The sequence below is a fragment of the Streptomyces phaeofaciens genome (assembly GCF_014648915.1).
Lineage (GTDB): Bacteria > Actinomycetota > Actinomycetes > Streptomycetales > Streptomycetaceae > Streptomyces > Streptomyces phaeofaciens.
In genome coordinates this window covers 189,875-215,491 of sequence record NZ_BMSA01000001.1, presented here as the reverse complement: position 1 = coordinate 215,491, position 25,617 = coordinate 189,875, and the positions used below count along the sequence as shown (strand labels likewise).

The window sequence follows — 25,617 nt, the reverse complement described above, 5'->3', positions numbered from 1 at the left end:
GCACGCTCACCACAGGAAAATAGTAGCCATGGACATGGTAGCCATGTAATGTATCGCCCATGAGCAAGGGTTCCGAACGGGCCACGCCGGGCTACCTGGTGTGGCGGTTGTCGACGAAGTGGCGGGTGGCCGTCGACCGGGCGGTCGCGCCGCTGGGTCTCACCCACGCGCAGTACTCACTGGTGGCATCGCTGTACGGCATGCGGCGCGCCGGTGAACGGCCCAGTCAGCGCCGGCTCGCCGACCACACCGGTCTCGAGGCGCTCTACGTCTCGAAGCTGGCGCGGGCCCTGGAGTCCGCGGGACTGATCGAGCGGACCCGGGATCCCGGCGACCCGCGCGCCGTGCAACTGGCCCTCACCGAGCGGGGCGAGGACGTCACGCGGCGCGCGATCACGGTGGTCCAGGGGCTGCTGGAGCGGCTGCTGGAACCCCTCGGCGGCCTGGACAGCGCCCGCACCCGCACGTTCACGGCCGAACTCGCGACCCTGCTCGACGTACCGCTCGATGTCACCGACGCACCACCAGATCTCATCGCCGAGAAGACTCAGGGGGAGTCATGACCAGCACCGGATCCACCACCACAGCCACCGCGACCGACCCCACCACGACGGACACCGGGGCCGGCACCAAGCCTCCCTCCGCCCCGCCCGTCGACCCCCGCGTGATCGCCCTGGCGCACTACGCGAGCCGCGCCGTGCTGGAGCGGGTCATCGCCCGCAACGGTCTCACCTTCGCTCAGCAGATCACCCTGCGGGCGGCCGCCGTGGACGGACCGCTGGAGCGGAAGGCGCTGGTCGCGCAGGTCGGCGGAGCCCTCAAGGCGGACCCGGCGGAGGTCGGCGCCACGGTCGGCGAACTGCTCGACAAGGGGCTGCTGTCGGCCGACGGTCCGCTCGTGGGCGCCTCGGACGCCGGACGCGAACTCTTCGCTGCGGTCGGCGCCGAGACGGCCCCGATCACCGCGCGGATCTACGCCGGCATTCCGGCGGAGGACCTGGCGGTCGCGGGCCGTGTGCTCGCGCGCATCAGAGAACGGGCCGAGGCGGAGCTGGCCGCGCCGACCGCGACGGCGTAGTGGAATATTCAATCAACCCGTCCGGTTGACGGCCTCGAAGGAGGTCACGAGTGGACATGACATACGAGGCGACGCAGGAATCCGCGTACTACGCCCACGGAACCCCGGCGGAGCGCTGGGAGCGGGCGCGGCAGTTCTTCGAGGCGCGGGACTACACCGCCGCCGCGCGGGTGCTGGTCGGGCTGGTCGAGGAGGTGCCGGAGCAGACCGGTCCCCGGCTGCTGCTGGCTCGCGCCTACTACCACTCGGCTCAACTGCGCCGCGCCGAGAGCGAGTTGCGGACGATCGTCGACCGCGACCCGGTGGAGCACTACGCCCGGCTGATGCTCGGCCGCACCCTGGAGCGGCAGGGCCGGCACGAGGAGGCGGGACCGCATCTGCGGATCGCCTCGGCACTGGCCGGGGACTTCCCGCAGGCCTGAGACGGGCGCACACGGCAGCGGCCCGGCGGTGGAACCCCACCGCCGGGCCGCTGCCGTACGCATGCCGAAGGATCAGGCGGCCGCCCGGTTCCCCCGCCGGTGCGCGATCTCGCCGAGGACCACGTCGACCACGAGGAACCCGGCCAGCGGGATGCCGAGCAGCGGGACGAAGTAGCCGAGCACCGCGATCACCGCCATCAGCGGGACGAGCACGTACGGCGGGACCTGGGACCAGGCGCCGCGGGGTATGGGCCGGCCGAACGCGCTGCCCCGGCCGCGCTGCCACCACATGCGGTAGCCCCAGACGATCAGCAGGATCAGGGAGAGCGCGAGGAGCATCAGCAGGATCTGGTTGGCCAGGCCGAACAGCACACCGGTGTGCAGGTCGATGCCCCAGCGGGTCAGCTTGGCGAGCACCGGGTGGTCCGCGAACCGCAGGACGTCGGTGACCTGGCCGGTGGCCGGATCGATCGCGACGGCGTCCTGCCTGGTCGGCCAGCTGCGCTGCACCTGCTTGACGACGTACGCCGACTCGGCGTCCGCCGGCGGGACGATCTCGACCGGGTCGCCCAGCCCTTCGGCGCGGGCGACGGACAGGACCTTGTCGAGTCCCACACCGTGCTCGCCGTCCCCGCCGGCGCCGGAGGCCGCGTCGTGCCCGGCGTGCTCGCCGCCGCCCGCGGCCGCCGAGACCGACGGCGTGGCCTGGTGGAGGGAGGTGCGGAGCTCGTCGATGGTGGCGCCGGCGTACGTCGACCAGGTCAGACCGGTGGCGGAGAGGAAGAAGAAGCCGAGGGCGGCCCAGAGGCCGACGGTGCCGTGCAGTCCCAGCGTCCGGCGCCGCCCGCTGGTGCCGCGGACCTTGCGCAGGGCGCGGCGGCGGGAGAACCAGAGCACGATGCCGCCGCCCGCTATCACCCACAGCCAGCTCGCGGCCAGTTCGCTGTAGAGCCGGCCGGTCTCGCCGAGGTGCAGATTGCGGTGGAGTTCGGAGATCCAGGTGCGCAGAGGGAGCGCGCCGGTCGATCCGTACTGTTCGAGGGAGCCGCGGACCTCGGCGGTGTACGGGTCGACGAACACGGCGAGGGTGTGGTCGGGGTTCACGCCCTCCACGCCGGAGAGCAGCACACGGGTGCTCGCGTCGGCCGCCGGGGACGGGCGGACCGCCGAGACCGTGCCCTCGGGGTGGGCCTTGCGGGCCGCGTCCACCTGCTCGGAGACGGGGAGCTTGGTGTCGCCGACCGGCACGGTCATCTCGTGGGAGTAGACGAGCTTCTCGGCCTGGAAGGAGCCGGCGTACAGGAATCCGGTGACGGCGGCGACCAGCAGGAACGGGGCGACGAGCACACCGGCGTAGAAGTGCAGGCGCAGGATCAGCGGGCGCAGCGGGGCCCAGGGGCCGCGGGAGGGCGACGCGGGCGCGGGCTGTTGCGGGGCCTCGTCCGTGAGGGTCGAGGGAGCGGTGGACATGGGCGGGCTTCTCCGGGGGCAGGGGGACGTGTTTCAGCCATGACGGTCCAGTAGTCGGAGCGGAACCCGGTCGAGTTCCCGCGACTTCAAGTGACCTGCGTCACATGACACGTGTTCATGGCATCCTGGCCCGATGGCAAACCCCAGTCCCCGCGCGCCTCTTGCCGAACGGCTCGAGGAACTCCTCGCCCCCGGCGGCCCGTTGCCCGTCGTCGCGGCCGGCGACCCGGTCCTGCGCGCCGGCACCGAACGCTACGACGGACAGCTGGACCCGGCCCTCCTGGCCCGCTTCGTCGAGGCGCTGCGGATCACCATGCACGCGGCACCGGGCGTCGGGCTCGCCGCGCCCCAGGTCGGGGTGGAACTGCGGATCGCCGTCATCGAGGACCCGGCGCCGGTGCCGGAGGAGGTGCGGCTGGTCCGCGGGCGGGTGCCGCAGCCGTTCCGGGTGCTGGTCAACCCGTCGTACGAGGGCGTCGGTCCGGCCCGTGCCGCGTTCTTCGAGGGCTGCCTGAGCGTGCCGGGCTACCAGGCGGTGGTGGCCCGGCACGCCGAGGTCCGGCTGACCGGCCAGGACGAGCACGGGCGGGCACTGGACGAGGTGTTCGCCGGCTGGCCCGCCCGGATCGTGCAGCACGAGACCGATCACCTGGACGGCACGCTCTACCTGGACCGGGCCGAACTGCGCTCGCTCTCCGCCAACCAGGCCGTCCTGGAGCGGTGGGCGCAGCCGGCACCGGCCGAGGCGGCGAAGGCGCTGGGGTTCGAACTGCCGTAGTCGGCCGGTCAGTTGTCCCGGTAGGCCTCCAGCAGGCGCAGCCACACCTCGCTGATCGTCGGGTAGGACGGGACCGCGTGCCAGAGGCGGGCGATCGGGACCTGGCCGGCGACGGCGACGGTCGCCGAGTGGATCAGCTCGCCCACCCCCGGGCCGACGAAGGTGACCCCGCGCACGATCTCCTGCTCCAGGTCGACGACCATCCGGGCGCGGCCCTTGTAGCCCTCGGCGTACAGGCCCGCACCGGACGCCGACGCCATGTCGACGTCGACGGCCCGCACGCGATACCCGGCCTGTTCGGCCTCCGCGAGCGAGAGGCCGACCGCGGCCGCCTCCGGATCGGTGAAGACGACCTGGGGAACGGTCTCGTGGTCGGCCGTGGCGGCGTGGGCGCTCCAGGGTTCGGCCCCGTCGAGGGGCGTGCCCGCGGCGCGGGCGGCGATGGCGGCGCCCGCGATGCGGGCCTGGTACTTGCCCTGGTGGGTGAGGAGGGCGCGATGGTTGACGTCGCCGACCGCGTACAGCCAGTCGGTGCCGCTGACGCGCAGGCTGTCGTCGACCGTCAGCCAGGAGCCCGGTTCCAGACCGACCGTGTCGAGGCCGATGTCGTCGGTGCGCGGTGCGCGGCCGGTGGCGAAGAGGATCTCGTCGGCCTCGATGCGGTCGCCGCCGCCGGTGACGACCACGAGGGTGCCGTCCGAGCGCGTGACCGACTCCACCGACGTGCCGGTCCGTACCTCCGCGCCGGCCTCGACCAGCGCCTCGGCGACGAGTTCGCCGGCGAAGGGCTCCATCCGGTTGAGCAGGCCCTTGCCGCGCACGAGGACGGTGACCTGTGAGCCGAGCCCCTGGTAGAGGGTGGCCATCTCGGTGGCGACGACGCCCCCGCCGACCACGACGAGCCGGCCGGGCACGGACTGGGCGCTGGTCGCCTCGCGGCTCGTCCAGGGCTTGACCTCTGCCAGGCCCGGCAGGTCGGGCAGGACGGCACGGGTGCCGGTGGCGACGACGACCGCGTGCCGGGCCGTGAGGGTACGGCCCCCCACCGTCACCGAGCGCGGCCCGGTGAGTGCGCCGTGGCCCCGGTACAGGTCGGCGCCGATACCGCTCAGCCAGTCGGCCTGGCCGTCGTCGGTCCAGTCCCCGGTGTACCAGTTGCGCCGGGCGAAGATCGCCGCCGCGTCCAGCGGGCCCTGCACCGCCTGGCGCAGACCGGGCAGCCTGCGGGCGTCGGCCCGGGCGATGACCGGGCGCAACAGGGCCTTGCTGGGCATACAGGCCCAGTACGAGCATTCGCCGCCGACCAGTTCGCTCTCCACGACCGCGGTGGTGAGGCCGGCCGCACGGGTGCGGTCGGCCACGTTCTCCCCCACGGGCCCGGCCCCGAGCACCACGACGTCGTAAGCGTTGGAATCCGTTTCCGTCATGGGGTCAGTCTGGTGGGTGGTGTGCCCGGTGGCCACACGGGTAGGGGCGCGGAATACGGACCCGGCCGGCCGTGTTGTGCGGACGGCTCACCCCATGCCGGGACACCCCTGGCAGGACGCACCGGGAAGAGGAATCACGCCATGAGCAGCACCGTGGAGCTGACCAAGGAGAACTTCGACCAGACGGTCACGGAGAACGACTTCGTCCTGATCGACTTCTGGGCGGCCTGGTGCGGTCCGTGCCGTCAGTTCGCCCCGGTCTACGAGAAGGCCGCCGAGGAGAACCCGGACCTGGTGTTCGGCAAGGTGGACACCGAGGCGCAGCCGGAGCTGGCCGCGGCCTTCGGCATCCAGTCGATCCCGACGCTGATGATCGTCAGGGACCGGGTCGCGGTGTTCGCCCAGCCCGGCGCCCTGCCCGAGCCCGCCCTGGCGGACGTCATCGGCCAGGCCCGCAAGCTGGACATGGACGAGGTCCGCAAGTCGGTCGAGGAGCAGCAGGCCGCCCAGGGCGGGTCCGAGTGACCCGGTAGGCCGCGCGGCCGGACCGCTCGGGGCAGGGCTCAGAACGGGTACGGTGCCACGTCGCCGCGCACGGTCGTCCAGCGGATGTCGGTGAAGGCGTCGAGGTTGGACTCGCCGCCGAAGCGGGCGCCGGTGCCGGAGGCGGCGACGCCGCCGAAGGGTGCCACGGCCTCGTCGTTCACCGTCTGGTCGTTGATGTGCACGATGCCGGTCGGGATGCGTTCGGCGAGGTCCAGGCCGCGGGCGGCGTCGCGGGTGACGATGCCCAGGGAGAGCCCGTAGGCGCCGGCCGCGGCCAGCGCGGCGGCCTCGTCCGGGGTGCCGAAGGCACGGACCGGCGCCACCGGGCCGAAGACCTCCTCCGTGTAGGCGGGGGTGCGCTCGTCCACGCCCGCGAGGACGGTCGGCCGGTAGAAGCGGCTCTCGTGCGTGCCGCCGGCGGCGAGCTTGGCGCCGGCGGCCGTGCTGGCCTCGACCAGCCCGTGCACCTTGGCCAGCTGGCCGTCGTCGATGAGCGGGCCGAGGTGCACCTGGGCGCGGTGCGGGTCGCCGACGGCCAGGGAGTCGGCCTTGGCCGCGAGCCGCTCGACGTACTCCTCGTAGAGGGAGGCGTGCACCAGGTGGCGGCCGGTGGTCATGCAGATCTGGCCCTGGTGGAAGAACGAGCCCCAGGCGGCCGTGGAGATCACCGCGTCGAGGTCGGCGTCCTCCAGGACGATCAACGCGGAGTTGCCGCCGAGTTCGAGATGGGCGCGCTTGAGATGGCGTCCGGCGGCCTCGCCGACCGCCCGGCCGGCGGCGGTGGAGCCGGTGAAGGAGATCACCGGGACACGCGGGTCGGCGACCAGGGCGGCACCGGTGTCGGCACCGCCCGGCAGGACGTGCAGCAGCCCCTCGGGCAGACCGGCCTCGGCGAGGACGGCGGCCAGGGCCAGGCCGCCGCACACCGCCGTGCGCGGGTCCGGCTTCAGGACGACCGCGTTGCCGAGCGCCAGGGCGGGCGCGACGGAGCGGATGGAGAGGATCAGCGGGGCGTTGAACGGCGCGATCACACCGACGACACCGACCGGGACCCGTCGGGTGTACGACAGCCGCGGGGCCTCGCTGGGCAGGACCTGGCCGGCCGGGCGGGAGGCGAGGGCGGCCGCCTCGTAGCACTCCTGGGCGGCGACGTGCAGCTCGAAGTCGGCCTTGCCGGGGATGGAGCCGGACTCGCGGACGATCCAGCCGCGCAGTTCGTCGGCGTGCGCGGCGAACAGGTCACCGGCCTTGCGCAGCACGCCGGCCCGGACGAAGTGCGGGAGGCGGGCCCATTCGGCCTGGGCGGCGCGGGCGGCCTCGGTGGCCGGGGCGACGTCCTGGGCGGCTGCCAGGACGACCGTGCCGAGCCGCTCGCCGGTGGCGGGCTCGGTGACGGGGTGCTCCGCTCCGGTCAGGGGCCGGGGCTGCGAGGTCTGCCAGTTCTGGGGGTCGAGCAGCGGCATCAGGACTCTCCGATCGGTGACCCGCGGGACTCCCGGCTCGGGGAGCGAAGTCCCATCTGGTTGAGCGCGCAACATCCTAGTCCTGGGGCCTGCCCCGGGATCCGTCCCTGTTCCCGGGAGGTCGGGGCACGGCGGGACCTGCGCGATCAGCTGGAGTCGCGGTGCACCACCGTAGCCGCCAGCAGTTCGTGCGCCTCGGGCGCCGCGCCCGGGTTGCGCACCGCGCGGTCGACCAGCTCCGCGAGGTCGCGGCCAAAGGGCAGCGCTATGCGGACGGTACTGAGCCGGGGCCGCAGCAGCCGGCCGAGCAGCAGGTCGTCGGCGCCGATCACGGCCGTGTCCTCGGGGATCCGCACACCCTCGTCCTGGAGGGCCCGCATCAGCAGCATGGCGTACTCGTCGTTGTACGCGAACACGGAGTCCAGCCCCAGCCGCGGCCACTGGGCGGCGAGCTCCGCGGCGGACTCCTCGGTGAACGCCAGGGGCAGCACGGTGACGGTCGCGTCGGTGTCGCGCAGGGCATCCCGGGCGCCCGCGAGCCGGGGTACGGAGAACATGTCCATGCCGCGCTCGTCGGGGACCACCACCCCGATCCGGCGTCTTCCGCGGGCGTAGAGGTGGGTGGCGGCGCTGCGGCCGACGCCGTCGTGGTCCATGAGGAGCGCGTGGGCGCCCTCGACGCGCTCGGAGCTGAGGGTCACCACGGCGCGGGCGCCGGAGCGCTTGAGGATGTCCACCCCCTCCGGGCCGAGGCCGGGGCCGGGCACCAGGACGGCGACCGGACGCAGTTCGGCCCAGGCCCGGGCGGCGTCGTCACCGCGCAGCCCGCTGGCGCCGTACTGGACGACGGTGTAGTCGAGCCGGCTGAGGGCGCCCTGGAAGTCGTGCACGAACTGGCTGTAGAGCGGACCCGCCGGGACGGGCGGGGCGGGCATCAGCACCATCCGGCTGTGTCCGGCGCGCAGGCTGCGGGCGGCCGCGTGCGGCACGTAGCCGAGCTCCTTCGCCGCCTCGTGGACCCGGCGGCGGGTGGGTTCGCTGATGCGGACCGCGCTGGTGTTGTTCAGGACGTAGGAGACGGTCGCGCGCGAGACGCCGGCCAGACGGGCCACGTCGGCGCTCGTGGGTACGGAGCGCGGCGCCGGCGACTGCGTCGACGCGGGCGGGTTCGGTATCTGCACCATGACGTACGGCATCTTGGCAGAAGCCGTGCGCGGGGTTCCGCCCGGGGGACGTCCGTATGTGATGAACCGTCAAAGACCCTGGTGGGGACCGTGATCACGAACGGGGCGCCGGGCGGGGAACGGCCGACCGGCGGCACACCGTCAAGCCACGCGGTCCGGGTCCGGTCCGTCGGCGACGCACACCGCGGCGGCCGTGAGCCGGTCCACCAGGTCGCCCCACCCGCTCTCCAGCCGCCCCAGCGGCATCCCGCACTGCCGGGTCAGATGGTGGACGAGGGCGGGGTTGAGGTAGCCCATCAGCGTGTGGGCGAGCAGCTCGCAGTCGGCGTCGGGCACGGCCTGGCGCAGCAGCAGAAGCACATGGCCGTGCAGGACCCGGCGGGCCGGCACGGAGAAGCGGCGGGCCGGGTCGGGTTCGGCCGCGAGCTGGAGGTCGAGTTCGTCGACGGTGCGCCGCAGCAGGGCGTGGCCGAAGGCCCGCAGCCGCTCGACGGGCGGCGCGCCGGGGCCCATCGGCGCGGGACCGGTCAGGAAGGCGGCCTGGAACTTGCGCTCGGAGTGGTCCAGGAGCGCCGTGAGCAGTCCGGTGCGGTCGCCGAAGCGGCGGAACACCGTGCCCTTGCCCACGTTCGCCGCGGCCGCGACCGCCTCCATGGTGACGCCGGCCGCGCCGTGCTCGGCGATCAGCCGGGCGGCCGCGTCCAGCAGCCTGGCCCGGTTGCGGGCCGCGTCGGCACGCAGGCACGGCTCGTCCCCGGCCGGCCCGAGCTGCAACAACTCGGGCTCGCCGGTGATCCCCTGGACGTTCGAGAAGAGCGGCAGGTCGGCGGACATGAACACAGCGTAAAGCACGGGAATGAAACTGGACCCCGGTCCGGTTAGAGTGCTACAACATTAAACGGACCCCGGTCCGGATCGTTACGGCACTGTTTCAGCCCCCCGCCCCCTTGGGAGTAACCCATGTCCGTCCGCATTCTCGCGCTCGTCGGCAGCCTTCGCGCCGGTTCGACCAACCGCCAGCTCGCCGAGGCCGCGGTCAAGCTCGCTCCCCAGGGCGCCGAGGTCGACCTCTTCGAGGGCCTGGCCGAGATCCCCTTCTACAACGAGGACATCGACGTCGAGGGCAGCGTCCCGGCCGCGGCCGCCAAGCTGCGTGAGGCCGCCCAGGCCGCCGACGCCTTCCTGCTCTTCTCCCCCGAGTACAACGGCACCATCCCGGCCGTCCTGAAGAACGCCATCGACTGGCTGTCCCGCCCGTACGGCGCCGGCGCCTTCGGCGGCAAGCCCGTCGCCGTGGTCGGCACCGCCTTCGGCCAGTTCGGCGGCGTGTGGGCGCAGGACGAGGCCCGCAAGGCCGTGGGCATCGCGGGCGGCAAGGTGATCGAGGACCTCAAGCTCTCCATCCCCGGCTCCCTGACCCGCTTCGCCGAGACCCACCCGGTCGACGACGCCGAGGTCGCCGCGCAGCTGACCGAGGTCGTGTCCCGTCTGCACGGCCACGCGGACGCCGTCGCCGCCTGACGTCCGGCAGGACCGGCAGGACCGGCAGCCAGCACGAGGGGCCGCGGCGGTTGCCGCGGCCCCTCGGTCCAGCTCCGGCTCTCGTCCCGGACCGGCCCGGCCCGGCCCGGCTCAGTCCAGCTCGGCCAGCCGTTCCACCACCGGGGCCACGAACCGCTCGATCCAGCCGGCCGTCTCCCCCAGCTTCGGCGCCAGGATCACCGTGTCGACACCGAGCTCGCTGTAGCCCGAGATGTCGGCCAGGAAGGCGTCGAGGTCGCCCTCGGTGGCCGGGTCGGCGGTATACGTGATGGTCTTCAGGACCGTGTCGTAGTCGCGCCCCTCGGCATCGCAGTGCTCGCGCAGGACGTCGAGCTTGTGCCGGACCAGGGCCGGGCCCGCGGCGAACAGGTTGCAGGCGTCCGCGTACCGGGCGACCAGCCGCAGCGTCTTGCGCTCGCCCCCGCCGCCGATCAGGATCTCCGGGCGCGGAGCGGCGACCGGCGCCGGGACGCACAGGGTCTCCCGCAGCTGGTAGTGGCGGCCGACGAAGGGCCCGTCGTCGTCCGGGTCCCACATCCGCAGACACACCTGGAGGGTCTCCTCCAGCCGCTCGAACCGCTCGGCGACCGGCGGGAACGGCACACCCAGACCTTCGTGCTCACGGTCGTACCAGGCGGCCCCGATGCCCAGCGAGGCACGGCCGCCGGAGAGCACGTCGAGGGTGGTGACGATCTTGGCGAGCAGCCCGGGGTGCCGGTACGTCACCCCCGTCACCAGAGCCCCGAGCTTCATCGTGGAGGTGTGGGCCGCGAGGTACGCGAGGGTCGAGTACGCCTCCAGCATGGGCGCCTCGGCCCCGCCGTTGAACTCCATCTGGAAGTAGTGGTCCATCACCGACAGCCGGCTCACCCCGGCCGCCTCCGCCGCGGCCCCCGCCGCCGCCAGCTCGGCCCCGAGGGCGGGCGCGCCCCCGGTGTTGCCGAACTGGTTGATGTGCACACCCACACGCATGTCCGTCTCCGCCCTCCGGCTCTTCCTCTGCCCCGGTGACGCTAGGCGCTGGAGTGCTCTCGAAGTCAAGGAGCCGCCCCCGGAGGTCCCGCGCGTTTCCTTCGGGTAACCGGAAGTCGAAAGTCGTTCAACCCGCAGACCGCTCCCCTTCATGTCTGATAGGGCTGGGGAATGCAGACCCTTTTTCGACGACTGCTCCGACTCCTGCCCCGCCTCGGCGTCCAGGTGACCGACCTCGGTCCGGGAACGGCGGTGGTCTCCCGCCGCGGCACGCCCTACCGGGCGACCGAGGTCGCCCCCGGCACCACGGTGCTCTCCCGGCGCGGCGGCCCGTACCAGGTGACCGGGGTGGACAAGGACACCTGGCTGCTGCGGCGCACGCAGGGCGGTGAACGGACCGAGATCCCGCGGCAGGGCGTCGTACCGCTCGGCGAGTCCGGCGCGCTGGTGCTCATGGACGCGCCGGAGCGGGTGGACGAGCGCAAGATGCAGCTCGCCGCTGCCGAGTACCTGTGCGTCCAGCATGTGACGGCCATGCTCGGGCTGTACGGCGTGAACTGCGTGTTCGACGTGGGCGCCAACACCGGGCAGTACGCCAAGCGGCTGCGCAGGGCCGGCTACACCGGCCGGATCGTCTCCTTCGAGCCGACGTCGGCGACGTTCGCCAAGCTGGAGAAGGCCGCCGAGAACGACCCCGAGTGGCGGGTGTACCAGTGCGGCCTGGGCCGCGAGGAGGCGACGGCCGAGATCCACACCAGCTGGATGACGATGAACTCCCTGCTGCCGCCCAGCGACTACGGCAAGGACCGCTACAGCCGGTTCAAGAAGTCCGACACCGAGGAGATCCGCATCCGCCGGCTGGACGAGGTGATGGACGAGGCGCTCGACGGCCTGACCGCCCCCGTCCCCTACCTCAAGATGGACACCCAGGGCTACGACCTCGAGGTGTTCGCCGGCGCCGGCAAGCGGATCGGGGAGTTCGTCGGCATGCAGTCCGAGGTCGCCTGCCTGCGGCTCTACGAGGGCAGCCCCACCATGGGCGAGGCCGTCGCCGCGTACGAGGCCGAGGGCTTCGGGATCTCCGGCATGTACCCGGTGACCCGCGAGGCGACCACGGGCCGCGTGATCGAGTTCGACTGCGTGATGATGCGCGCGGAGGCGGCTCCCAAGCCGTAGCGGTCGCCGAACCGTGGCGGTCGGTGGTGGCGTGGCGGTGGATGGTGCCGTGGCGGTGGATGGTGCACCACCCGCCGTGCGGCGGGCAGGTCCCGCCGTACGGCGGCGCCCGAGGCGGCCCCGCGAGGACGGATCATGGGCGCACGGCACGAGCCGCCGAGCTGCCGAGCCGCCGCGTTGTCCGTGTGAGGAGAAGTCATGACGTCCGTCCCGCCGCCCTTCGACCCCGAACTCGCCGCAGTCCTGGAGCTGATCAAGGACGCGATCTCGCCCGCGCTGTACCCGGAGGACATCGAGGCCGTCCGCCAGGGGCCGGGCATGGCGATGCTGGCCGACCTGGACCTGACGGCGGGCGGCGCCTTCGAGGTCGAGGACCGTGTGGTGCCGGGGCCGGAGGGCTCCCCGGAGATCTCCCTGCTGATCTGCCGGCCCACCGGCCCGGCGCCCGCCCGCCCGCGCCCCGTCGTCTACCACGTGCACGGCGGCGGCATGGTCATCGGCACCAACCGCGTCGGCGTGGACTTCGCCCTGGACTGGGCGCGGGAACTGGACATGGTCGTGGTGTCGGTGGAGTACCGGCTGGCCCCCGAACACCCGTATCCCGCGCCGGTCGAGGACGTGTACGCCGGTCTGCTGTGGACGGCGGAGCACGCCAAGGAGCTGGGCGGGGACCCGGAGCGGATCGTGATCGCCGGGGCGAGCGCGGGCGGCGGTCTCACCGCCGCGCTCGCGCTGCTGCTGCGCGACCGCGGGGGCCCGCGGCCGATCGGCCAGCTGCTGCTCTGCCCGATGCTCGACGACCGCAACGACACCCCGTCCGCCCACCAGATGGCGGGTCTCGGGGTCTGGGACCGCACCGCGAACGAGACCGGCTGGACGGCCCTGCTCGGCGAGCGGCGGGGCGGCCCCGACGTCTCCCCCTACGCGGCGCCCGCCCGTGCCGAGGACCTCTCCGCGCTGCCACCGGCCTTCCTCGACGTGGGCTCCGCGGAGACCTTCCGGGACGAGGTCGTCGCCTTCGCCTCGCGGCTCTGGCAGGCCGGCGGGATCGCCGAACTCCACGTCTGGCCGGGCGGCTTCCACGGTTTCGACGGCTTCGCCCCCCAGGCCGCGCTGTCCCGGTCGGCCCGGGCGGCGCACGTGGACTGGCTGCGGCGGCTGCTCGCCGAGTGAACCACCGGGCCGCGGTGGTACGACCGAGGCACAGCGGTGCGACGGGACCCAGGCACAGCGGCGCGACGCGACCGGGGCTCAGCGGCGCTTGAACTCGACGGGTCCCGCGTTCATCTCGATGGTCCCGTCCGCGTGCAGGACCGGCCGCCGCTCGGTCATCCGGGCGCTGTAGGCCTCGACATGGCGGATCTCCGCCCCGTCGGCCGAGGTGAAGTCGACGAGCGCGATCGCCACCCAGTAGCGGGTCTTGGTGTTCTCGTAGAGCGGGACGGTGACGGTGGAGCCGCGGCCGTCGTCCACGACGACCTTCGCGCCGAAGCTGCGGAAGGAGCCGAAGCCGTTGCTGACGGCCGAGTAGGCGCACAGCAGGACGTATCCCTGCTCGTCCGGGCGGACGATCTTCACGGCCTCGCGGCCGGGGACGCGGGAGTCGCCGTCGAGGCGGATGTGAGGACGGCTGCGGAGCGCGCCGAGCCGCTTGTAGTAGACGACGTCGGCCTTGTCGCCCTTCTTCGCCGCGCCCGGCGTGGTCCCGGTGGACGCCCCCGACGCCCGCCCGCCGGGACGCAGGGGCACGCCCTCGGCGACGTGCCCCGACTTGACGAGGGTGCCGGGTACGGCGGAACCGCTCAGGGCCTTGGCCGCCGGCACGAACAGGGCGTACAGGTCGAGGTCGGCGCCCGCCCTGCGGCGCCGCTCACTGCCGCCGTCCCACTCCAGGGCCACCGTGACCACCAGGTCGCGGTCCGCCTTGTCCAGGCCGAGGGAGACCCGGCCGCCCTTGTCGAGGCTGACCTTGCCGAGGGGCGGCTTGACCAGACGGGGAGGGGGCGGGGCAACGGCGGGCGTGCCGGCGGCCGGAGCTTCCTCGACCGTCGGTTCCGGCTGTTCCAGCCCTTCCGCCGACTCCGCCGGCTCCGTTTCCTCCCGCTCGGCCACCTCGATCCCGAAGTCCGTGGCGAGACCGGCCAGTCCGTCGGCGTAGCCCTGGCCGATGGCGCGCACCTTCCACGCCTCGCCGCGGCGGTACAACTCGGTCAGCAGGACCGCGCGTTCGCCGTCGGTGAGGGCGGGCGGCCGGAAGACGACCGTCTCGGTGCCGTCCTGCACGGCCCGGACCTCGACGTCGTTCACCCCGTGGAAGGTGCGGGTGACGTCGTCGGGGTCGCAGCTGGCCACCAGGACGACCCGGTCCACCTCGGCGGGCAGGGCGGCCGGGTCCACCTCGATCCGCTCGCGGCCGTCGGCGTCGGCGGGCCGGTGCCGTACGGCGTCGGACTCGGCGGAGGGCTGGTTGTAGAAGACCAGGTCGTCGTCGGACCTGACCCTGCCCTCGGCGGTGACCAGGAGGGCGCTGAGGTCGACCGGATCGCCCTCGGCGAACAGCTCCACGGTCACCGGTCCGGCCCCCATCGCCGTGTTCCCGCCCTTGCCCAGTTCCGGCATGTCCGCCACCCCCGTGCGATCTCTCCATCGGTTTCGCGCCACCTTTTCACAGCGTGCAAGGAAGCGGATCCGACCGGCGACGCCCGATCCTGACCGAAAGCGGCCAACGGTGGCCCTCGGCCCTCCTGTCCGGCGGGCGCGTGACGCATCATGGCCGTATGAAAGAGCTGGCCGGCCGCCTGACCGCGCTGGACCCGGACGCCGGTGCGGCCGTACGGGTCATCGCCTACTTCGACCGGCTGGCCGAGACCCGGGCCGGGGTGGAGGCGCTGGTGCGCGGGGCCGCCGTCCTGGCCGGGGTGCCCGCGCGGCTCGTCGACGCCGACCGGCGGGTACAGGTCCGGGTCGAGGCCGACGGCACCCGCCGGGACTCCGACCTGGCGCCGGACCCACGGTGGCCGTCCGCCGCGCTGACCCCGGACGGTGTACCCGCGCTGTGGCTGGAACGGGCGGGTGCGGCGCCCAGCGTGGTCGACGCGGTGATCCTGGAGCGGGCCGCCGGAGCGGCGCGCCTCGTGCTCGACCGCACCCGCGGGCGGGCACCGCTCGACGATCCCGCCCTGGTCGAGACGCTCCTGGACGCCACGGCCGCCGAACCGGCCCGGCGGCACGCGGCCCGGCGGCTCGGCCTGGACCCGCTCGCCACGGCCCGCGCCGTCGCCGCGCGGGGCGGCCGGCCCCGGGTGGTGCCCGCGGCGGGTCCCGCCGCCGAGGCGCCCGGCGTCCGGACCGGCGTCGGTCCGGCCGTTCCCGTATCCGACCTGCCCCGCTCCTGGGCCGCCGCCCGGACCGCGCTGAGGTTCACCGCCGAGGGCACCGGGCTGGACCCCGGCCCCCGGGTGGTGCACGCCGACGAGCTGGGCGGGATCGCCCTCCTCGCCGACCTGGTCGTGCCGGGCGCCGAGCCGCCGCCGGACGTCCGGGCGGTGGAGACGGCCGCCGCGGACGCACCCTGGCTGCTGACCACGCTGTACGCCGTCACCGCGACGGCGAGCCTGCGGGCGGCCGCCGCCGAGGCCAACGTGCACCACTCCACGCTCCAGGACCGGCTGGCCCACGCCGAGCACCTGCTGGGCTGGCCGGTGCGGACCCCCGAGGGCCGGCTGCGGCTGCACCTCGCGCTGACGATGAGACGGCTGGCCCGGCCGTAGGACCGTCCTCCCTGACATCTGGCGGGAGGGTGCCCCGTGGGCGGGGTCAGACCTTGGCCTGCTCCGGCGCGGTGGCCTGGTCGGGGGCGTCCCCGCCGGCCGCGGCGGCGCGGGCGGCCGGGATGACGGCGGCGATGGCCCCGGAGATCAGGGCGAGCGCGCCGCCGACGAGGAGCGCGGTGCGGAAGCCGTCCTCGGAGGCGAAGGTGTAGCCGCCCATGGTGGTGGTCATCTGGGAGAGGATCACGCCGATGACGGCGGCGCCGATCGAGGTGCCGAGCGAGCGCATGAGCGTGTTGAAGGCGTTGGCGGCGGCCGTCTCGGTCAGCGGCACGGAGCTCATGATCAGGGCGGGCATGGCGCCGTAGGCGAGGCCGACGCCGCTGCTGGTGATGATCGTGACCAGCATGACGCCCCAGGCGGAGCCGATCAGGGCGAGCGAGGCGAAGTAGCCGGCGGCCAGCACCAGGGCGCCGCAGATCAGCGTGAACTTCGGGCCGCGGGCGTTGGTGAGCTTTCCGCCGAGCGGGGAGACCAGCATCATCATCAGGCCGCCGGGCGCCATCCACAGACCGGCGGCGAGCATCGACTGGCCGAGGCCGTAGCCGGTGGCCTCCGGGAACTGGAGCAGCTGCGGCATCACCAGCATGCTCGCGTACATGCCGAAGCCGATGAAGACCGAGGCGAGGTTGGTGAGGAGCACCCGGGGGCGGGCGGTGGTGCGCAGGTCGATCAGCGGGTCGGTGGTGCGCATCTCCCACACGCCCCAGCCGGCCAGCGCCACGACGGCGGCGGCGAACAGTCCGAGCGTGGTGCCCGAGGCCCAGCCCCAGTCGGCGCCCTTGGAGACCGCGAGCAGCAGACAGACGAGTCCGACGCCGAGGCCGATCGCGCCGGGCAGGTCGAAGCGCTGGCCCTTGGCGCCGGCGGGCACGTCCGGGACGAGCATGAAGATCAGCACGGCGACGACGGCGGCGAGGGCGGCGGAGCCCCAGAACAGCGCGCGCCAGTTCGCGTACTGGGCGACCGCGGCGGCCAGCGGCAGGCCGATGGCACCACCGATGCCCATGGAGGCGCTGACCAGCGCGATGGAACCGCTGAGCTTCTCGGCCGGTACGACGTCCCGCAGCAGCGCGATGCCCAGCGGCACCATGCCCATGCCCATGCCCTGAAGGCCGCGTCCCACGATCATCGTGACGACGTCGGAGGCGAAGGCGCACACCACCGAGCCGACGATCAGCGGCACGGAGCAGGCGAGCAGCATCCGGCGCTTGCCCACGAGGTCGCCGAGGCGGCCGACGACCGGTACGCACACCGCCGCGACCAGCAGGGTGACCGTGATCACCCAGGCCGCGTTCGAGGACGTGGTGTCCAGGATCTGCGGCAGCTCGGCGATCAGGGGCGTGACCAGCGTCTGCATGATCGCTGCCGTGGTGCCCGCGAAGGCGAGCGTGGCGATCACGGCGCCTGCGCGGGCCGTGGGCTGGGGGGCGTCCATGGGCGGACTCCTCGGTGTTCCGTGACGGGATGAACGGATGTGCATGTTACATGTCGCATGCATCGCGCACATGACATGGTCCGTGCACAACGGTGTGCCAGGATGGTCCGGCCGCACGGGAATCAGGAGGTCGGGCCATGGAGACGCCCACGCACGAGGTCGAGTACGAGCAGATGCTGCTCAGCCGCCACACGTTCCTGAACCAGCGCGGCGGCCGCCGCAAGAACAGCCTCATGGAGCGCAGCGCCTACATCCTGCTCAGCCGGATCCGGGTCCAGGGACCGATGTCGATCGGCGAGCTGAGCGACGCCTTCGGCCTGGACACCTCCACGCTGAACCGGCAGACCGCGGCCGCGATGCGCGCGGGTCTCATCGAGCGCATTCCCGACCCGGAGGGCGGGATGGCCCGCAAGTTCCGGCTCACCGGGGAGGGCACGCGCCTGCTGGACGCGGAGCGCGAGGGGATCGTCGACATCCTGGACCAGGTGATGCAGGACTGGTCGGACGACGACATCGCCGCCTTCGCGGCCTACCTGAGGCGTTTCAACTACGGCATCGAGTCCATCGGCGGCCGCCCCTGGCCCCGCCCGTGACGGCGCACGTCGACCGCGCGCGCGTCGGCCCGGCCCACCGGTGCGCCGGTCCGACCGGGTGACCCGCCCCGACGAACCGTGATCGTCGTCGGCTCCGCCCCCGTCCGCGGGAGCGGAGGGTCTCGTCACCGCCGCCGTTCACCGGCGGGCGGCCCGGGGCATGCTCGCCCCCGGGGCGTCCGTCACCGTGCCGAGCCGCACGGCGCCCCGGACGCGTTCTGGTGGACTCTGGAGCAGGGGGGAAGATCCGGTGGGGTGGATGACCGAGGAGTTCGGGGAGTCCCACGAGGGGATCGCGGGCGCGGTGCTCGCCGGGGGCGATGAGCCCAAGCCGGTCCACCTGGACTGCGGCGCCGACGGGGTCCGGGAGACCGGCGAGTGGTGGGCCTACGACGGACGCGGGGGCCGGCCGAACGCGGCCGCCATCCGTGCCGCGTGCGCCTGCGGCTGGCGCGGCCGCCCGTACCCGATCGACCGGGCCGGACCGGCGGACGACGACCGCCACGCCATCGACACCGGCGACGCGTACCGCGACTGGTGCGAGCACATCCGCGCGGTGGAGCGCCGGACCGTGCCGCTGCCGGACGAGGTGACGCATCTGCTGCGCCGGCTGGAGGACCAGCTGTCCGTGCTGGCCGAACAGGCGCCGGTCGCCGCGCTGCGGGCCGCGACCGCGCTGGAGCGGCTCACCGCCGACATCGCCCAGGAGGCGGCCTACGCGGTCCAGGAGGACGAGGTGCCCTGGGAGACCGTCGCCACGGCGCTGGGGCTGAGCCCGGACCGGGCCGAATCGCTGCTCACCCACTATCTTCTGCGCCCGTAGCGGCCCGCAGGGCGTCCAGCACGTCCGCGTCCGAGAGCTGCGCGAAGTCCTCGTACCAGAGCCCCACGGCCATGAAGGCGGACGGCTGGTGGAGGCAGATCACGTCGTCGGCCTCGGCGCTCAGCAGGGCGACGGCCTCCGGTGAGCCGACCGGCACCGCCAGCACGGACCGCCGGGGCGCCCGGCGGCGCAGGGAACGCAGTGCGGCGCGGGCCGTCACCCCGGTGGCGAGCCCGTCGTCGACCACCAGCGCGGTACGGCCGCGCAGCTCGAGGGCGGGCCGGCCGTGCCGGTAGAGCCGCTCGCGGCGGTGCAGCTCCGCGCGTTCGCGCGCCACCACCGGGGCCAGCTCCTCGGGGGTGAGGCCCAGCCGGACGAGGGTGTCCTCGTCGTAGAGCGGGTCGTCGTCGCCGACGAGCGCGCCGACCCCGAGTTCCTCCTGGAAGGGGGCGCCGATCTTCCGTACGACGAGCACGTCAAGCGGGGCGGCGAGCGACCGGGCCACCTCGGCGGCCACCGCGACGCCGCCCCGGGGCAGGGCGAGGACGACGGGGTCGGGCAGGTCGCCCGCGTCCTGCCGGGCCCGCAGCGTTCCGGCCAGCTCCCGGCCGGCGTGGGCGCGATCCCGGAACCGCATGACCGCCGCTCCTTCGGTGAAACCCCCGTGATCCGCCCTCCGCGTACCCCCTGCGGGCGGGCCGAAGCACGCTCCCCGGCCAAAGACCGCGCCGGTCAGGGGCCGCCCGGGGCCAGGAGCTCGGCGCACCACTCCTTCGTCGCCTCGGCGACCCGATCCAGCGCACCGGGTTCCTCGAACAGATGCGTGGCGCCGGGCACCACGTGGAGGGTGTGCGGACCGCCCAACCGCCGGGCGGCCTCCTCGTTCAGCCGCTGCACCTCGTGGTCGCGGCCTCCGACGATCAGCAGCACCGGCACCCGGACCCGCTCCAGGGCGTCGCCCGCCAGGTCGGGCCGCCCGCCGCGGGACACCACGGTCAGCACCCTCCGCGGCCGCTCCGCGGCGGCCACCAGAGCCGCCGCCGCGCCGGTGCTGGCACCGAACAGGACCACGGGAAGCTCCCGGACACCGGGCCGGCCGGCCAGCCAGTCGAGGACGGCGACCACCCGGCGGCCCAGCAGCGGGATGTCGAAGCGGTGCACCCCCGTCGAGAGGTCGTCGCGTTCCTCGCCCTCCGTGAGCAGGTCGATCAGCACGGTGCCCAGTCCGGCGGCGCGCAGTGCGGCGGCGACCCGGCGGTTGCGCGGGCTGTGCCGGGAGCTGCCGCTGCCGTGGGCGAACAGCACCACGGCCCGGGCCCCGGCGGGTGCGACGAGTTCACCCGGGAGCGCCGCGCCGTCCACGGGCACCCGGACCGGCCGGCCGGTCATCGCCACCATCCCCTTTCGCCTTTCACCCCGTTCTCGGTTCACCACGTCCGCGGTCCGAGTACCCCGGCCGACGTACCGTGGGGACATGGGCGGCGGCGTGGTGACGCTGTTCCTGTGCGGTGATGTGATGCTCGGGCGCGGTGTCGACCAGATCCTGGCGCATCCCGGCAGTCCGCGGTTGCGGGAGGACTGTGTCGGGGACGCCCGGTCGTACGTGCGGCTGGCGGAGGCGGTCAGCGGGCCGATCCCCGCCCCCGTCCCCTGGGCCTGGCCGTGGGGCGAGGCGCTGCGGCTGCTGGAGGAGAGCGCCCCGGACGTCCGGATCGTGAACCTGGAGACCGCTGTCACGGGCGGCGGCGATTTCTCGCCCGGCAAGGCGGTCCACTACCGGATGCACCCGGCCAACCTGCCCGCGCTCACGGTGGCCCGGCCCGACGTCTGCGTCCTGGCCAACAACCATGTGCTGGACTTCGGCCGCCGGGGCCTGACGGAGACGCTGGACTCGCTGGACCGCGCCGGCCTGCGTACGGCGGGGGCGGGGCGCGGTCCCGAGGAGGCCTGCGCGCCCGCCGCGGTGCCCGTCCCGGCGGGCGGCCGCGTCCTGGTGTTCGCCCTCGGGACGCGCTCCGCCGGGGTGCCGCCGGAGTGGGCGGCGACCCCGGACGCGGCCGGGGTCGCCTGCCTTCCCGGGCTGTCGGCGGAGGCGGCCGACACGGTGGTCCGCCGCGTCCGGCGTGCGAGGCGGCCGGGAGACCTCGCCGTCGTCTCCGTGCACTGGGGCTCGAACTGGGGGCACCGCGTCGCCCGCGACCAGGTCCGGTTCGCCCACGCGCTGGTGGACGGCGGCGTGGACGTCGTCCACGGCCACTCCTCGCACCATCCGCGCCGCGTGGAGGTGTACCGCGGCCGTCTGGTCCTGCACGGCTGCGGCGACTTCATCGACGACTACGAGGGCATCGGGGGCCACGAGGAGTACCGGGACGACCTCCGGCTGGCGTACCTGGCGACCGTGGCCGCGGACTCGGGCCGGCTTGCGGACCTGCGCATGGTGCCCCTGCGGGCCCGCCGGATGCGTCTCGAGACCCCGACGGACGCGGACCGCGCCTGGCTGCGCGCCACGCTCGACCGCGTCAGTGACGGCCTGGGCGTCACCCTGGACGCCGACGGCACGCTCGGTGCGGCCTGGTCCCGCTGAGGACCCGGCCGCCCGTCGGGCTCAGGCCCAGGCCGTCACCGGTACGAAGGAGCTGTCCTGGCGGAACAGGTCCGTGCCGTTCCCGAGTTCCACCCGCAGTTGGTAGTTGTAGTGCCGCAGGTAGTAGCCGGGGTAGTTGTACGACTCGAAGCGCACCGAGCCGCTCGCCGAGCCGGTGCGGGCGACGAACGTGGCGTCCTTGGCGAAGGTCGTGGTGCCGTCGTCGGCGTCGAAGCGGGCACGGAAGTCGTAGTGCCGCAGGTAGTTGCCCGAGGAGTCGCGGAACGAGTAGCCGTTGGAGTCGGCGAGGCCCGCGACGACCGTGAAGGTGGACGCCGTCTTCTCGCTGCTGGTGCTGGAGCTGGTCACCACCGGCAGGTTGAGCAGCGAGGACTGCGTCTGCCAGTACCGCGTCGTGTAGTTGGCGGACCGGAAGGAGCGGGTGGCGTTCTTCGTGATGCCCGGGCCGCCGGACACCGTCTCCTTGATGACGGTGAAGTGACGGGCGGTGCCCGAGATCGCCGGCAGGGCCTTGGGGGCGCTCCAGGTGGCGAAGGAGTCGGTGCTGTCGCTGTAGTAGTAGTTGCCGTCGCCGTAGCCGTCGAAGAAGATCCGCCAGGTGCCGTTGTCGAGCTGGACCAGGGCCGGGCCCTCGCGGTAGCTGCCCCAGCCGGCCCAGTCGCCGGTCCTGGAGATCGTGTAGGGGCCGGTGAGGCTGGTGGCGGTGGCGTACTCGATGTACTTCGTCGTCTCGTTCTTGGTGAAGGCGTGGTACGTCGAGCCGATCCTCACGAGGAACGTGTCGATGTGGTTGGCGCCGATGCCGGACAGGGCGGCCGGTGAACTCCATGCCGTGAGGGCGGAGTTGGCGGCCTTCAGCAGATACGGCGTGAAGATCCACTCGTCGCTGGTCAGCGAGCAGGACACGATGACGTTGACGCTGCCGTCGCTGTCCACGAACCATTCCGGCGCCCAGGCGCGGGAGAGGCCGGCGATCGGGACGGTGTAGTCGTACAGGAAGGTCCAGTTGATCCGGTCGGAGCTGCGGGCGAAGCCGATCGTGGTGCTGACGTCCTGCCAGGTGTGGGTGGTGTAGGTGACGTAGTAGTAGCCGTCGGTGTGCTTGAACACGCTCGCGTCGCGGATGCGGTTCGAGGGCGGGGTGTACGCGGAGGCCTGGACCAGCCGGAAGTCGGTGGCGTCGTCGGACTGGTACACGTTCACCGTGCCGTCGTCGCTGTTGAGGAACGGCACGATCGTGTACCGGGTGGCGGAGCCGCTCGCGGGGGCGGCTGCCTCGGCCGTGCCGAGCGGTCCGGGCAGTTCGCCCAGGACGAGGACCGAGGCGGGCAGCGCGGCCATCGCCCGGAGCAGGGCGCGGCGGGAGGGGGTGGAGGGGCGTGTGGTCACGGGCGGCTCTCCCTGGACTCGTACTGACTCGTACTGACTCGTACCGACTCGCGCAAACTCGTACCGACTCGTAACGACTCGTATGAACTTGCGCGTCCGAGGTATCGAACAAGGTTCGAGAAGTCGTGCAGAAGGTAAAGGTGAGGCAGGTGTGCGTCAATGGTTTCAACACGCCCGGACGCCACCTGTGCGAAAGCTGTACGACTCGCCCCGTCCGGGAGTTACTCTCCGGTAGACATCGTGCACCGGAGGTGGTCCCGCAATGACGCTCGACCGTGCCCAGGGCCTGGCCGAGTCCGCCCGCGCCCTGTCCGCCGGGGAGGTGACCTCCCGTCAGCTCGTCGAGCAGGCCCTCACCCGCATCGCGGCCACCCAGGACACGCTCAACGCCTTCCGGATCGTACGGACCGAGGCCGCGCTCGCCGAGGCCGACGCGGCGGACCGGCGACTGGCCGCCGGGGTCCGCACCCCCCTGCTCGGGGTGCCGGTCGCCGTGAAGGACGACATGGACGTGGCCGGCGAGCCCACCGCCTTCGGCTGCCCCGGCACATATCCGGCGGTCGCCGCGGACGGCGAGGCGGTACGGCGGCTGCGCGCGGCCGGGGCCGTGGTCGTCGGCAAGACCAACACCTGCGAGCTGGGCCAGTGGCCGTTCACCGAGGGCCCGGCCTTCGGCGCGACCCGCAATCCCTGGCACACCGATCACACCCCGGGCGGCTCCTCCGGCGGCTCGGCGGCGGCCGTGGCGGCGGGCCTGGTACCGGCCGCGCTCGGCTCGGACGGGGCCGGTTCGGTGCGGATCCCGGCCTCCTGGACGCATCTCGTCGGCGTCAAACCGCAGCGCGGGCGGGTCTCGACCTGGCCGCGCGGCGAGTCCTTCCAGGGCATCACCGTCAACGGCACCCTGGCCCGTACGGTCGCCGACGCGGCCCTGCTGCTCGACGCGGCGAGCGGCAACCATGACCTCGACCCGCACCGGCCGCCCGCCGTCGACGCCTCGGCCGCGGTGGGCCGCGACCCCGGCCGGCTGCGGATCGCGCTCTCGCTGAAGCCGCCGTTCACCGCGCTCCCGGCCCGCCTGCTCCCCGAGGTGCGCGCCCGGGTCCTCGAACTCGCCGCGAAGCTCGCGGCCCTGGGCCACGACGTGGTGGAGGCCGACCCGCCGTACGGGCGGATCGGGCTCACCTTCGTGCCCCGGGCGACCGCGGGCATCGCCGAGTGGGTCGCCGACGCGCCCTTCCCCGCCCTCCTCGACCGGCGCACCCACGGCGCCGCCCGGCTCGGCCGGCTGCTCGCCGGCGCCCCGCTGCGGGCGGCCCGGCGCGCGGAGACGGTCCTGCACCGCCGTATCGGCGGCTTCTTCACGACGTACGACGTGGTCCTCGCCCCCACCACGGCCGCTCCCCCGCCGCGCATCGGGGCGATGCGGGAGCTGGGCGGGTTCGCCACCGACCGCGCGATGATCGCCGCCTGCCCCTACGCCTGGCCGTGGAACGTCCTGGGCTGGCCCGGCGTCAACGTCCCCGCGGGCTTCACCCCCGAGGGTCTGCCGGTCGGTGCGCAACTCCTCGGCCCGGCACACAGCGAGCCGCTGCTGCTCTCCCTCGCCGCCCAGCTGGAGGCGGACCTGCGCTGGCACGAGCGGTGGCCGGAGCGGACGGCTCTGGGCCCCACCCCGGCGGTGTGAACCGGCGGTCCTCGGCCCCTCTCCCGCCGGGTGGGCCAGGGGCGCTCCCGGCGGTGTGAGCCGGGGCGCGTCCGGACGCGCCCCGGCCCCGCCCGCGTGAACCGGCTGCGCGGTCCCGGGATCGCGGCACACGGCTGTCACCCGCAGCGATTGTCTGACAACATCGAGTCAAGACGAAGCGAACGGGGCGCGGGGTGTCGCAGTCGATCGAGGACTCATGGCGGGTACGGATTCTCGGCGCGGACAACACACCGGTGGGAGCGGGTGTTCTGGTGAGCGGGGGGCGGGTGCTGACCTGTGCTCATGTCGTGCAGTACGTCCTGGAACTGTCCCCCCGTCAGAGCCCGGGAAGCCGTCCGGTCACCCTCGACCACCCGGGCTCCACGACCGGCGGGCTGTCGTACGCCACCGTGCTGCCGGGCGGCTGGGCACCGCCTGAGGACGAGCGCGGCGACGTCGCCGTCCTCGGGCTGACCGGTCCGGCCCCGGCGGACTGCGCGCCGGCCGGTGGCGCACGCTCCGCTCGGGGTGCTGGTGATGGTCGCGGAGATGCTCGGGGACGCGTCGCTGCTGGGTCCGGGTGTGCTGGCGGTGCTGTGCGCGCGGGCGGTCACCGGAGGTGTGACGCTGTACCGCAGCCAGCTGGACCGGCTCGCCGACGGGCCCGGCGGCCCGCCGGAGCCTCGCCACCCGGTCCGCGCGAAGGTGCCGGACCGCCGTACGGTGGTCTCCCTGGTGCGCGGGGACGCGCGTCCACACGGTCCGGTGCCGGTCAAGTCGACCGATACGGTGGCGGACTGAGGCCGTGTGCGGTCACCGGCCCCTACTCTGTGACCATGGACGAAGCGTCGATGGTCGGGCTCATGGGGCGGGTCACCGGAACGATCGGGCCCGGGCTCGTCGGCGAGGTGATCGTCCGGGTGCGCGGCGGCGCCGAGCACTTTCTCGCCTACCCCGCCGCCGGTACGGAACGCATCGAGCGGGGGACGATGGTCACCGTGGTGGAGTACCTCCCGCCGAGGACGGTCTACGTCGCGGCGATGTACGGCGGTTGAGGCCGCGCGCGCCCGTGATGTGCCGTACGGACGCCGTATGTACCAAGCGGGCAACAGCGGTGCGACCGCGTCTGTACACGGCTCGTGCGCGGGCTCACACTCCCGTTACGTTCGGTGCCTTCAGGCACCCTGCACTGGG

At 73.6% G+C, this 25,617-nt stretch carries 26 protein-coding genes; 15 read left to right on the top strand and 11 right to left on the bottom strand.

The genetic code is table 11. The annotated features are described in order from the left end of the window. Window positions 1-59: 59 nt before the first annotated feature. From IE275_RS00960 to IE275_RS00950, 3 genes are read left to right on the top strand one after another with little or no spacing between them, the layout of a single operon-like run. Window positions 60-563 carry a MarR family winged helix-turn-helix transcriptional regulator gene (locus IE275_RS00960; protein WP_189706389.1) on the top strand — a complete coding sequence of 168 codons (504 nt, stop codon included), beginning with the start codon at window positions 60-62 and terminating at the stop codon, window positions 561-563. Next, complete coding sequence (locus IE275_RS00955) at window positions 560-1,078, top strand: winged helix DNA-binding protein (protein ID WP_229870037.1); 519 nt, start codon at window positions 560-562, stop codon at window positions 1,076-1,078. Before IE275_RS00960 ends, IE275_RS00955 begins: the two co-directional genes overlap by 4 nt. 56 nt (window positions 1,079-1,134) lie before the next feature. After that, window positions 1,135-1,500, top strand: a complete 366-nt coding sequence (locus IE275_RS00950) for a tetratricopeptide repeat protein (RefSeq protein ID WP_189707323.1) — start codon at window positions 1,135-1,137, stop codon at window positions 1,498-1,500. Between the two features lie 72 nt (window positions 1,501-1,572). On the opposite strand, the gene IE275_RS00945 is transcribed toward IE275_RS00950, so the two are convergent. After that, window positions 1,573-2,970, bottom strand: a complete 1,398-nt coding sequence (locus IE275_RS00945) for a PepSY-associated TM helix domain-containing protein (RefSeq protein WP_189706388.1) — start codon at window positions 2,968-2,970, stop codon at window positions 1,573-1,575. A 133-nt stretch (window positions 2,971-3,103) separates the two neighbouring features. Between IE275_RS00945 and IE275_RS00940 the strand changes: the two genes are divergently transcribed. Further along, complete coding sequence (locus tag IE275_RS00940) at window positions 3,104-3,748, top strand: peptide deformylase (protein WP_189706385.1); 645 nt, start codon at window positions 3,104-3,106, stop codon at window positions 3,746-3,748. Between the two features lie 8 nt (window positions 3,749-3,756). Here the strand turns inward: IE275_RS00940 and IE275_RS00935 are convergent, their stop codons facing one another. Next, on the bottom strand, window positions 3,757-5,175 hold the full coding sequence (locus IE275_RS00935) for a dihydrolipoyl dehydrogenase family protein (RefSeq protein ID WP_189706383.1): 1,419 nt from the start codon (window positions 5,173-5,175) through the stop codon (window positions 3,757-3,759). Window positions 5,176-5,316: 141 nt separating this feature from the next. Between IE275_RS00935 and trxA the strand changes: the two genes are divergently transcribed. Beyond that, complete coding sequence (gene trxA, locus IE275_RS00930; protein WP_189706381.1) at window positions 5,317-5,700, top strand: thioredoxin; 384 nt, start codon at window positions 5,317-5,319, stop codon at window positions 5,698-5,700. Between the two features lie 38 nt (window positions 5,701-5,738). Here the strand turns inward: trxA and IE275_RS00925 are convergent, their stop codons facing one another. The 3 genes from IE275_RS00925 to IE275_RS00915 all read right to left on the bottom strand — a co-directional run bounded on the left by IE275_RS00925 (window position 5,739) and on the right by IE275_RS00915 (window position 9,202). After that, a complete protein-coding gene (locus IE275_RS00925; protein WP_189706379.1) occupies window positions 5,739-7,184 on the bottom strand; it encodes an aldehyde dehydrogenase family protein in 1,446 nt (481 codons plus the stop codon). Between the two features lie 146 nt (window positions 7,185-7,330). Beyond that, window positions 7,331-8,380 carry a LacI family DNA-binding transcriptional regulator gene (locus IE275_RS00920; protein ID WP_189706377.1) on the bottom strand — a complete coding sequence of 350 codons (1,050 nt, stop codon included), beginning with the start codon at window positions 8,378-8,380 and terminating at the stop codon, window positions 7,331-7,333. Window positions 8,381-8,509: 129 nt separating this feature from the next. Further along, window positions 8,510-9,202, bottom strand: coding sequence for a TetR/AcrR family transcriptional regulator (locus IE275_RS00915; protein ID WP_373299146.1), 693 nt, complete (start codon window positions 9,200-9,202; stop codon window positions 8,510-8,512). Window positions 9,203-9,328: 126 nt separating this feature from the next. Between IE275_RS00915 and IE275_RS00910 the strand changes: the two genes are divergently transcribed. After that, window positions 9,329-9,889: an NAD(P)H-dependent oxidoreductase gene (locus IE275_RS00910; protein WP_189706374.1), complete on the top strand. Its 561-nt coding sequence runs from the start codon at window positions 9,329-9,331 to the stop codon at window positions 9,887-9,889. Window positions 9,890-10,000: 111 nt separating this feature from the next. Here the strand turns inward: IE275_RS00910 and IE275_RS00905 are convergent, their stop codons facing one another. After that, window positions 10,001-10,882 (bottom strand): LLM class F420-dependent oxidoreductase, encoded by an 882-nt coding sequence (locus IE275_RS00905; RefSeq protein WP_189706372.1) that lies wholly within the window; start codon window positions 10,880-10,882, stop codon window positions 10,001-10,003. Window positions 10,883-11,053: 171 nt separating this feature from the next. On the opposite strand from IE275_RS00905, the gene IE275_RS00900 reads away from it, so the two are divergent. Together IE275_RS00900 and IE275_RS00895 are read left to right on the top strand one after the other, a co-directional pair. After that, a complete protein-coding gene (locus IE275_RS00900) occupies window positions 11,054-12,058 on the top strand; it encodes an FkbM family methyltransferase (RefSeq protein ID WP_189706370.1) in 1,005 nt (334 codons plus the stop codon). Between the two features lie 198 nt (window positions 12,059-12,256). Further along, on the top strand, window positions 12,257-13,231 hold the full coding sequence (locus IE275_RS00895) for an alpha/beta hydrolase (RefSeq protein ID WP_189706368.1): 975 nt from the start codon (window positions 12,257-12,259) through the stop codon (window positions 13,229-13,231). 78 nt (window positions 13,232-13,309) lie between these two features. On the opposite strand, the gene IE275_RS00890 is transcribed toward IE275_RS00895, so the two are convergent. Further along, window positions 13,310-14,677 carry a TerD family protein gene (locus IE275_RS00890; RefSeq protein ID WP_189706366.1) on the bottom strand — a complete coding sequence of 456 codons (1,368 nt, stop codon included), beginning with the start codon at window positions 14,675-14,677 and terminating at the stop codon, window positions 13,310-13,312. A gap of 158 nt (window positions 14,678-14,835) precedes the next feature. Between IE275_RS00890 and IE275_RS00885 the strand changes: the two genes are divergently transcribed. Continuing rightward, window positions 14,836-15,828 (top strand): helix-turn-helix domain-containing protein, encoded by a 993-nt coding sequence (locus IE275_RS00885; RefSeq protein ID WP_189706364.1) that lies wholly within the window; start codon window positions 14,836-14,838, stop codon window positions 15,826-15,828. A 46-nt stretch (window positions 15,829-15,874) separates the two neighbouring features. On the opposite strand, the gene IE275_RS00880 is transcribed toward IE275_RS00885, so the two are convergent. Continuing rightward, window positions 15,875-17,326: an MFS transporter gene (locus IE275_RS00880; protein ID WP_189706362.1), complete on the bottom strand. Its 1,452-nt coding sequence runs from the start codon at window positions 17,324-17,326 to the stop codon at window positions 15,875-15,877. A 137-nt stretch (window positions 17,327-17,463) separates the two neighbouring features. Here IE275_RS00880 and IE275_RS00875 point away from each other — a divergent pair, with 137 nt between their 5' ends. Both IE275_RS00875 and IE275_RS00870 read left to right on the top strand, forming a co-directional pair. Continuing rightward, the gene (locus IE275_RS00875; RefSeq protein WP_189706360.1) at window positions 17,464-17,919 is read left to right on the top strand and encodes a MarR family winged helix-turn-helix transcriptional regulator; all 456 of its coding nucleotides are present in this window, start codon (window positions 17,464-17,466) and stop codon (window positions 17,917-17,919) included. A gap of 259 nt (window positions 17,920-18,178) precedes the next feature. Beyond that, the gene (locus tag IE275_RS00870) at window positions 18,179-18,742 is read left to right on the top strand and encodes a hypothetical protein (protein ID WP_308435627.1); all 564 of its coding nucleotides are present in this window, start codon (window positions 18,179-18,181) and stop codon (window positions 18,740-18,742) included. Here IE275_RS00870 and IE275_RS00865 read toward each other — a convergent pair. Next, on the bottom strand, window positions 18,717-19,379 hold the full coding sequence (locus IE275_RS00865) for a phosphoribosyltransferase (RefSeq protein ID WP_189706356.1): 663 nt from the start codon (window positions 19,377-19,379) through the stop codon (window positions 18,717-18,719). The genes IE275_RS00870 and IE275_RS00865 overlap by 26 nt on opposite strands. A gap of 95 nt (window positions 19,380-19,474) precedes the next feature. Continuing rightward, window positions 19,475-20,131, bottom strand: coding sequence for a dienelactone hydrolase family protein (locus IE275_RS00860; RefSeq protein WP_189707321.1), 657 nt, complete (start codon window positions 20,129-20,131; stop codon window positions 19,475-19,477). 85 nt (window positions 20,132-20,216) lie between these two features. On the opposite strand from IE275_RS00860, the gene IE275_RS00855 reads away from it, so the two are divergent. After that, window positions 20,217-21,326 (top strand): CapA family protein, encoded by a 1,110-nt coding sequence (locus IE275_RS00855; RefSeq protein ID WP_189706354.1) that lies wholly within the window; start codon window positions 20,217-20,219, stop codon window positions 21,324-21,326. Window positions 21,327-21,347: 21 nt separating this feature from the next. On the opposite strand, the gene IE275_RS00850 is transcribed toward IE275_RS00855, so the two are convergent. Continuing rightward, window positions 21,348-22,736: a glycoside hydrolase family 43 protein gene (locus tag IE275_RS00850; protein WP_189706352.1), complete on the bottom strand. Its 1,389-nt coding sequence runs from the start codon at window positions 22,734-22,736 to the stop codon at window positions 21,348-21,350. Between the two features lie 262 nt (window positions 22,737-22,998). On the opposite strand from IE275_RS00850, the gene IE275_RS00845 reads away from it, so the two are divergent. From IE275_RS00845 to IE275_RS00835, 3 genes are all read left to right on the top strand, one after another. Continuing rightward, the gene (locus IE275_RS00845) at window positions 22,999-24,423 is read left to right on the top strand and encodes an amidase (RefSeq protein WP_189706350.1); all 1,425 of its coding nucleotides are present in this window, start codon (window positions 22,999-23,001) and stop codon (window positions 24,421-24,423) included. A 507-nt stretch (window positions 24,424-24,930) separates the two neighbouring features. Beyond that, window positions 24,931-25,224: a hypothetical protein gene (locus tag IE275_RS00840; RefSeq protein WP_189706348.1), complete on the top strand. Its 294-nt coding sequence runs from the start codon at window positions 24,931-24,933 to the stop codon at window positions 25,222-25,224. Between the two features lie 35 nt (window positions 25,225-25,259). Then, window positions 25,260-25,478, top strand: coding sequence for an NfeD C-terminal domain-containing protein (locus tag IE275_RS00835; RefSeq protein ID WP_506417343.1), 219 nt, complete (start codon window positions 25,260-25,262; stop codon window positions 25,476-25,478). The last annotated feature ends 139 nt before the right edge of the window (window positions 25,479-25,617 follow it).

Excerpts from the sequence above, each read along its gene's own strand:
- IE275_RS00960 (WP_189706389.1), top strand. The coding sequence starts at position 60 with ATGAGCAAGGGTTCCGAACGGGCCACGCCGGGCTACCTGGTGTGGCGG.
- IE275_RS00955 (WP_229870037.1), top strand. The coding sequence starts at position 560 with ATGACCAGCACCGGATCCACCACCACAGCCACCGCGACCGACCCCACC.
- IE275_RS00950 (WP_189707323.1), top strand. The coding sequence starts at position 1,135 with ATGACATACGAGGCGACGCAGGAATCCGCGTACTACGCCCACGGAACC.
- IE275_RS00945 (WP_189706388.1), bottom strand. The coding sequence starts at position 2,970 with ATGTCCACCGCTCCCTCGACCCTCACGGACGAGGCCCCGCAACAGCCC.
- IE275_RS00940 (WP_189706385.1), top strand. The coding sequence starts at position 3,104 with ATGGCAAACCCCAGTCCCCGCGCGCCTCTTGCCGAACGGCTCGAGGAA.
- IE275_RS00935 (WP_189706383.1), bottom strand. The coding sequence starts at position 5,175 with ATGACGGAAACGGATTCCAACGCTTACGACGTCGTGGTGCTCGGGGCC.
- trxA (WP_189706381.1), top strand. The coding sequence starts at position 5,317 with ATGAGCAGCACCGTGGAGCTGACCAAGGAGAACTTCGACCAGACGGTC.
- IE275_RS00925 (WP_189706379.1), bottom strand. The coding sequence starts at position 7,184 with ATGCCGCTGCTCGACCCCCAGAACTGGCAGACCTCGCAGCCCCGGCCC.
- IE275_RS00920 (WP_189706377.1), bottom strand. The coding sequence starts at position 8,380 with ATGCCGTACGTCATGGTGCAGATACCGAACCCGCCCGCGTCGACGCAG.
- IE275_RS00915 (WP_373299146.1), bottom strand. The coding sequence starts at position 9,202 with ATGTCCGCCGACCTGCCGCTCTTCTCGAACGTCCAGGGGATCACCGGC.
- IE275_RS00910 (WP_189706374.1), top strand. The coding sequence starts at position 9,329 with ATGTCCGTCCGCATTCTCGCGCTCGTCGGCAGCCTTCGCGCCGGTTCG.
- IE275_RS00905 (WP_189706372.1), bottom strand. The coding sequence starts at position 10,882 with ATGCGTGTGGGTGTGCACATCAACCAGTTCGGCAACACCGGGGGCGCG.
- IE275_RS00900 (WP_189706370.1), top strand. The coding sequence starts at position 11,054 with ATGCAGACCCTTTTTCGACGACTGCTCCGACTCCTGCCCCGCCTCGGC.
- IE275_RS00895 (WP_189706368.1), top strand. The coding sequence starts at position 12,257 with ATGACGTCCGTCCCGCCGCCCTTCGACCCCGAACTCGCCGCAGTCCTG.
- IE275_RS00890 (WP_189706366.1), bottom strand. The coding sequence starts at position 14,677 with ATGCCGGAACTGGGCAAGGGCGGGAACACGGCGATGGGGGCCGGACCG.
- IE275_RS00885 (WP_189706364.1), top strand. The coding sequence starts at position 14,836 with ATGAAAGAGCTGGCCGGCCGCCTGACCGCGCTGGACCCGGACGCCGGT.
- IE275_RS00880 (WP_189706362.1), bottom strand. The coding sequence starts at position 17,326 with ATGGACGCCCCCCAGCCCACGGCCCGCGCAGGCGCCGTGATCGCCACG.
- IE275_RS00875 (WP_189706360.1), top strand. The coding sequence starts at position 17,464 with ATGGAGACGCCCACGCACGAGGTCGAGTACGAGCAGATGCTGCTCAGC.
- IE275_RS00870 (WP_308435627.1), top strand. The coding sequence starts at position 18,179 with ATGACCGAGGAGTTCGGGGAGTCCCACGAGGGGATCGCGGGCGCGGTG.
- IE275_RS00865 (WP_189706356.1), bottom strand. The coding sequence starts at position 19,379 with ATGCGGTTCCGGGATCGCGCCCACGCCGGCCGGGAGCTGGCCGGAACG.
- IE275_RS00860 (WP_189707321.1), bottom strand. The coding sequence starts at position 20,131 with ATGACCGGCCGGCCGGTCCGGGTGCCCGTGGACGGCGCGGCGCTCCCG.
- IE275_RS00855 (WP_189706354.1), top strand. The coding sequence starts at position 20,217 with ATGGGCGGCGGCGTGGTGACGCTGTTCCTGTGCGGTGATGTGATGCTC.
- IE275_RS00845 (WP_189706350.1), top strand. The coding sequence starts at position 22,999 with ATGACGCTCGACCGTGCCCAGGGCCTGGCCGAGTCCGCCCGCGCCCTG.
- IE275_RS00835 (WP_506417343.1), top strand. The coding sequence starts at position 25,260 with ATGGACGAAGCGTCGATGGTCGGGCTCATGGGGCGGGTCACCGGAACG.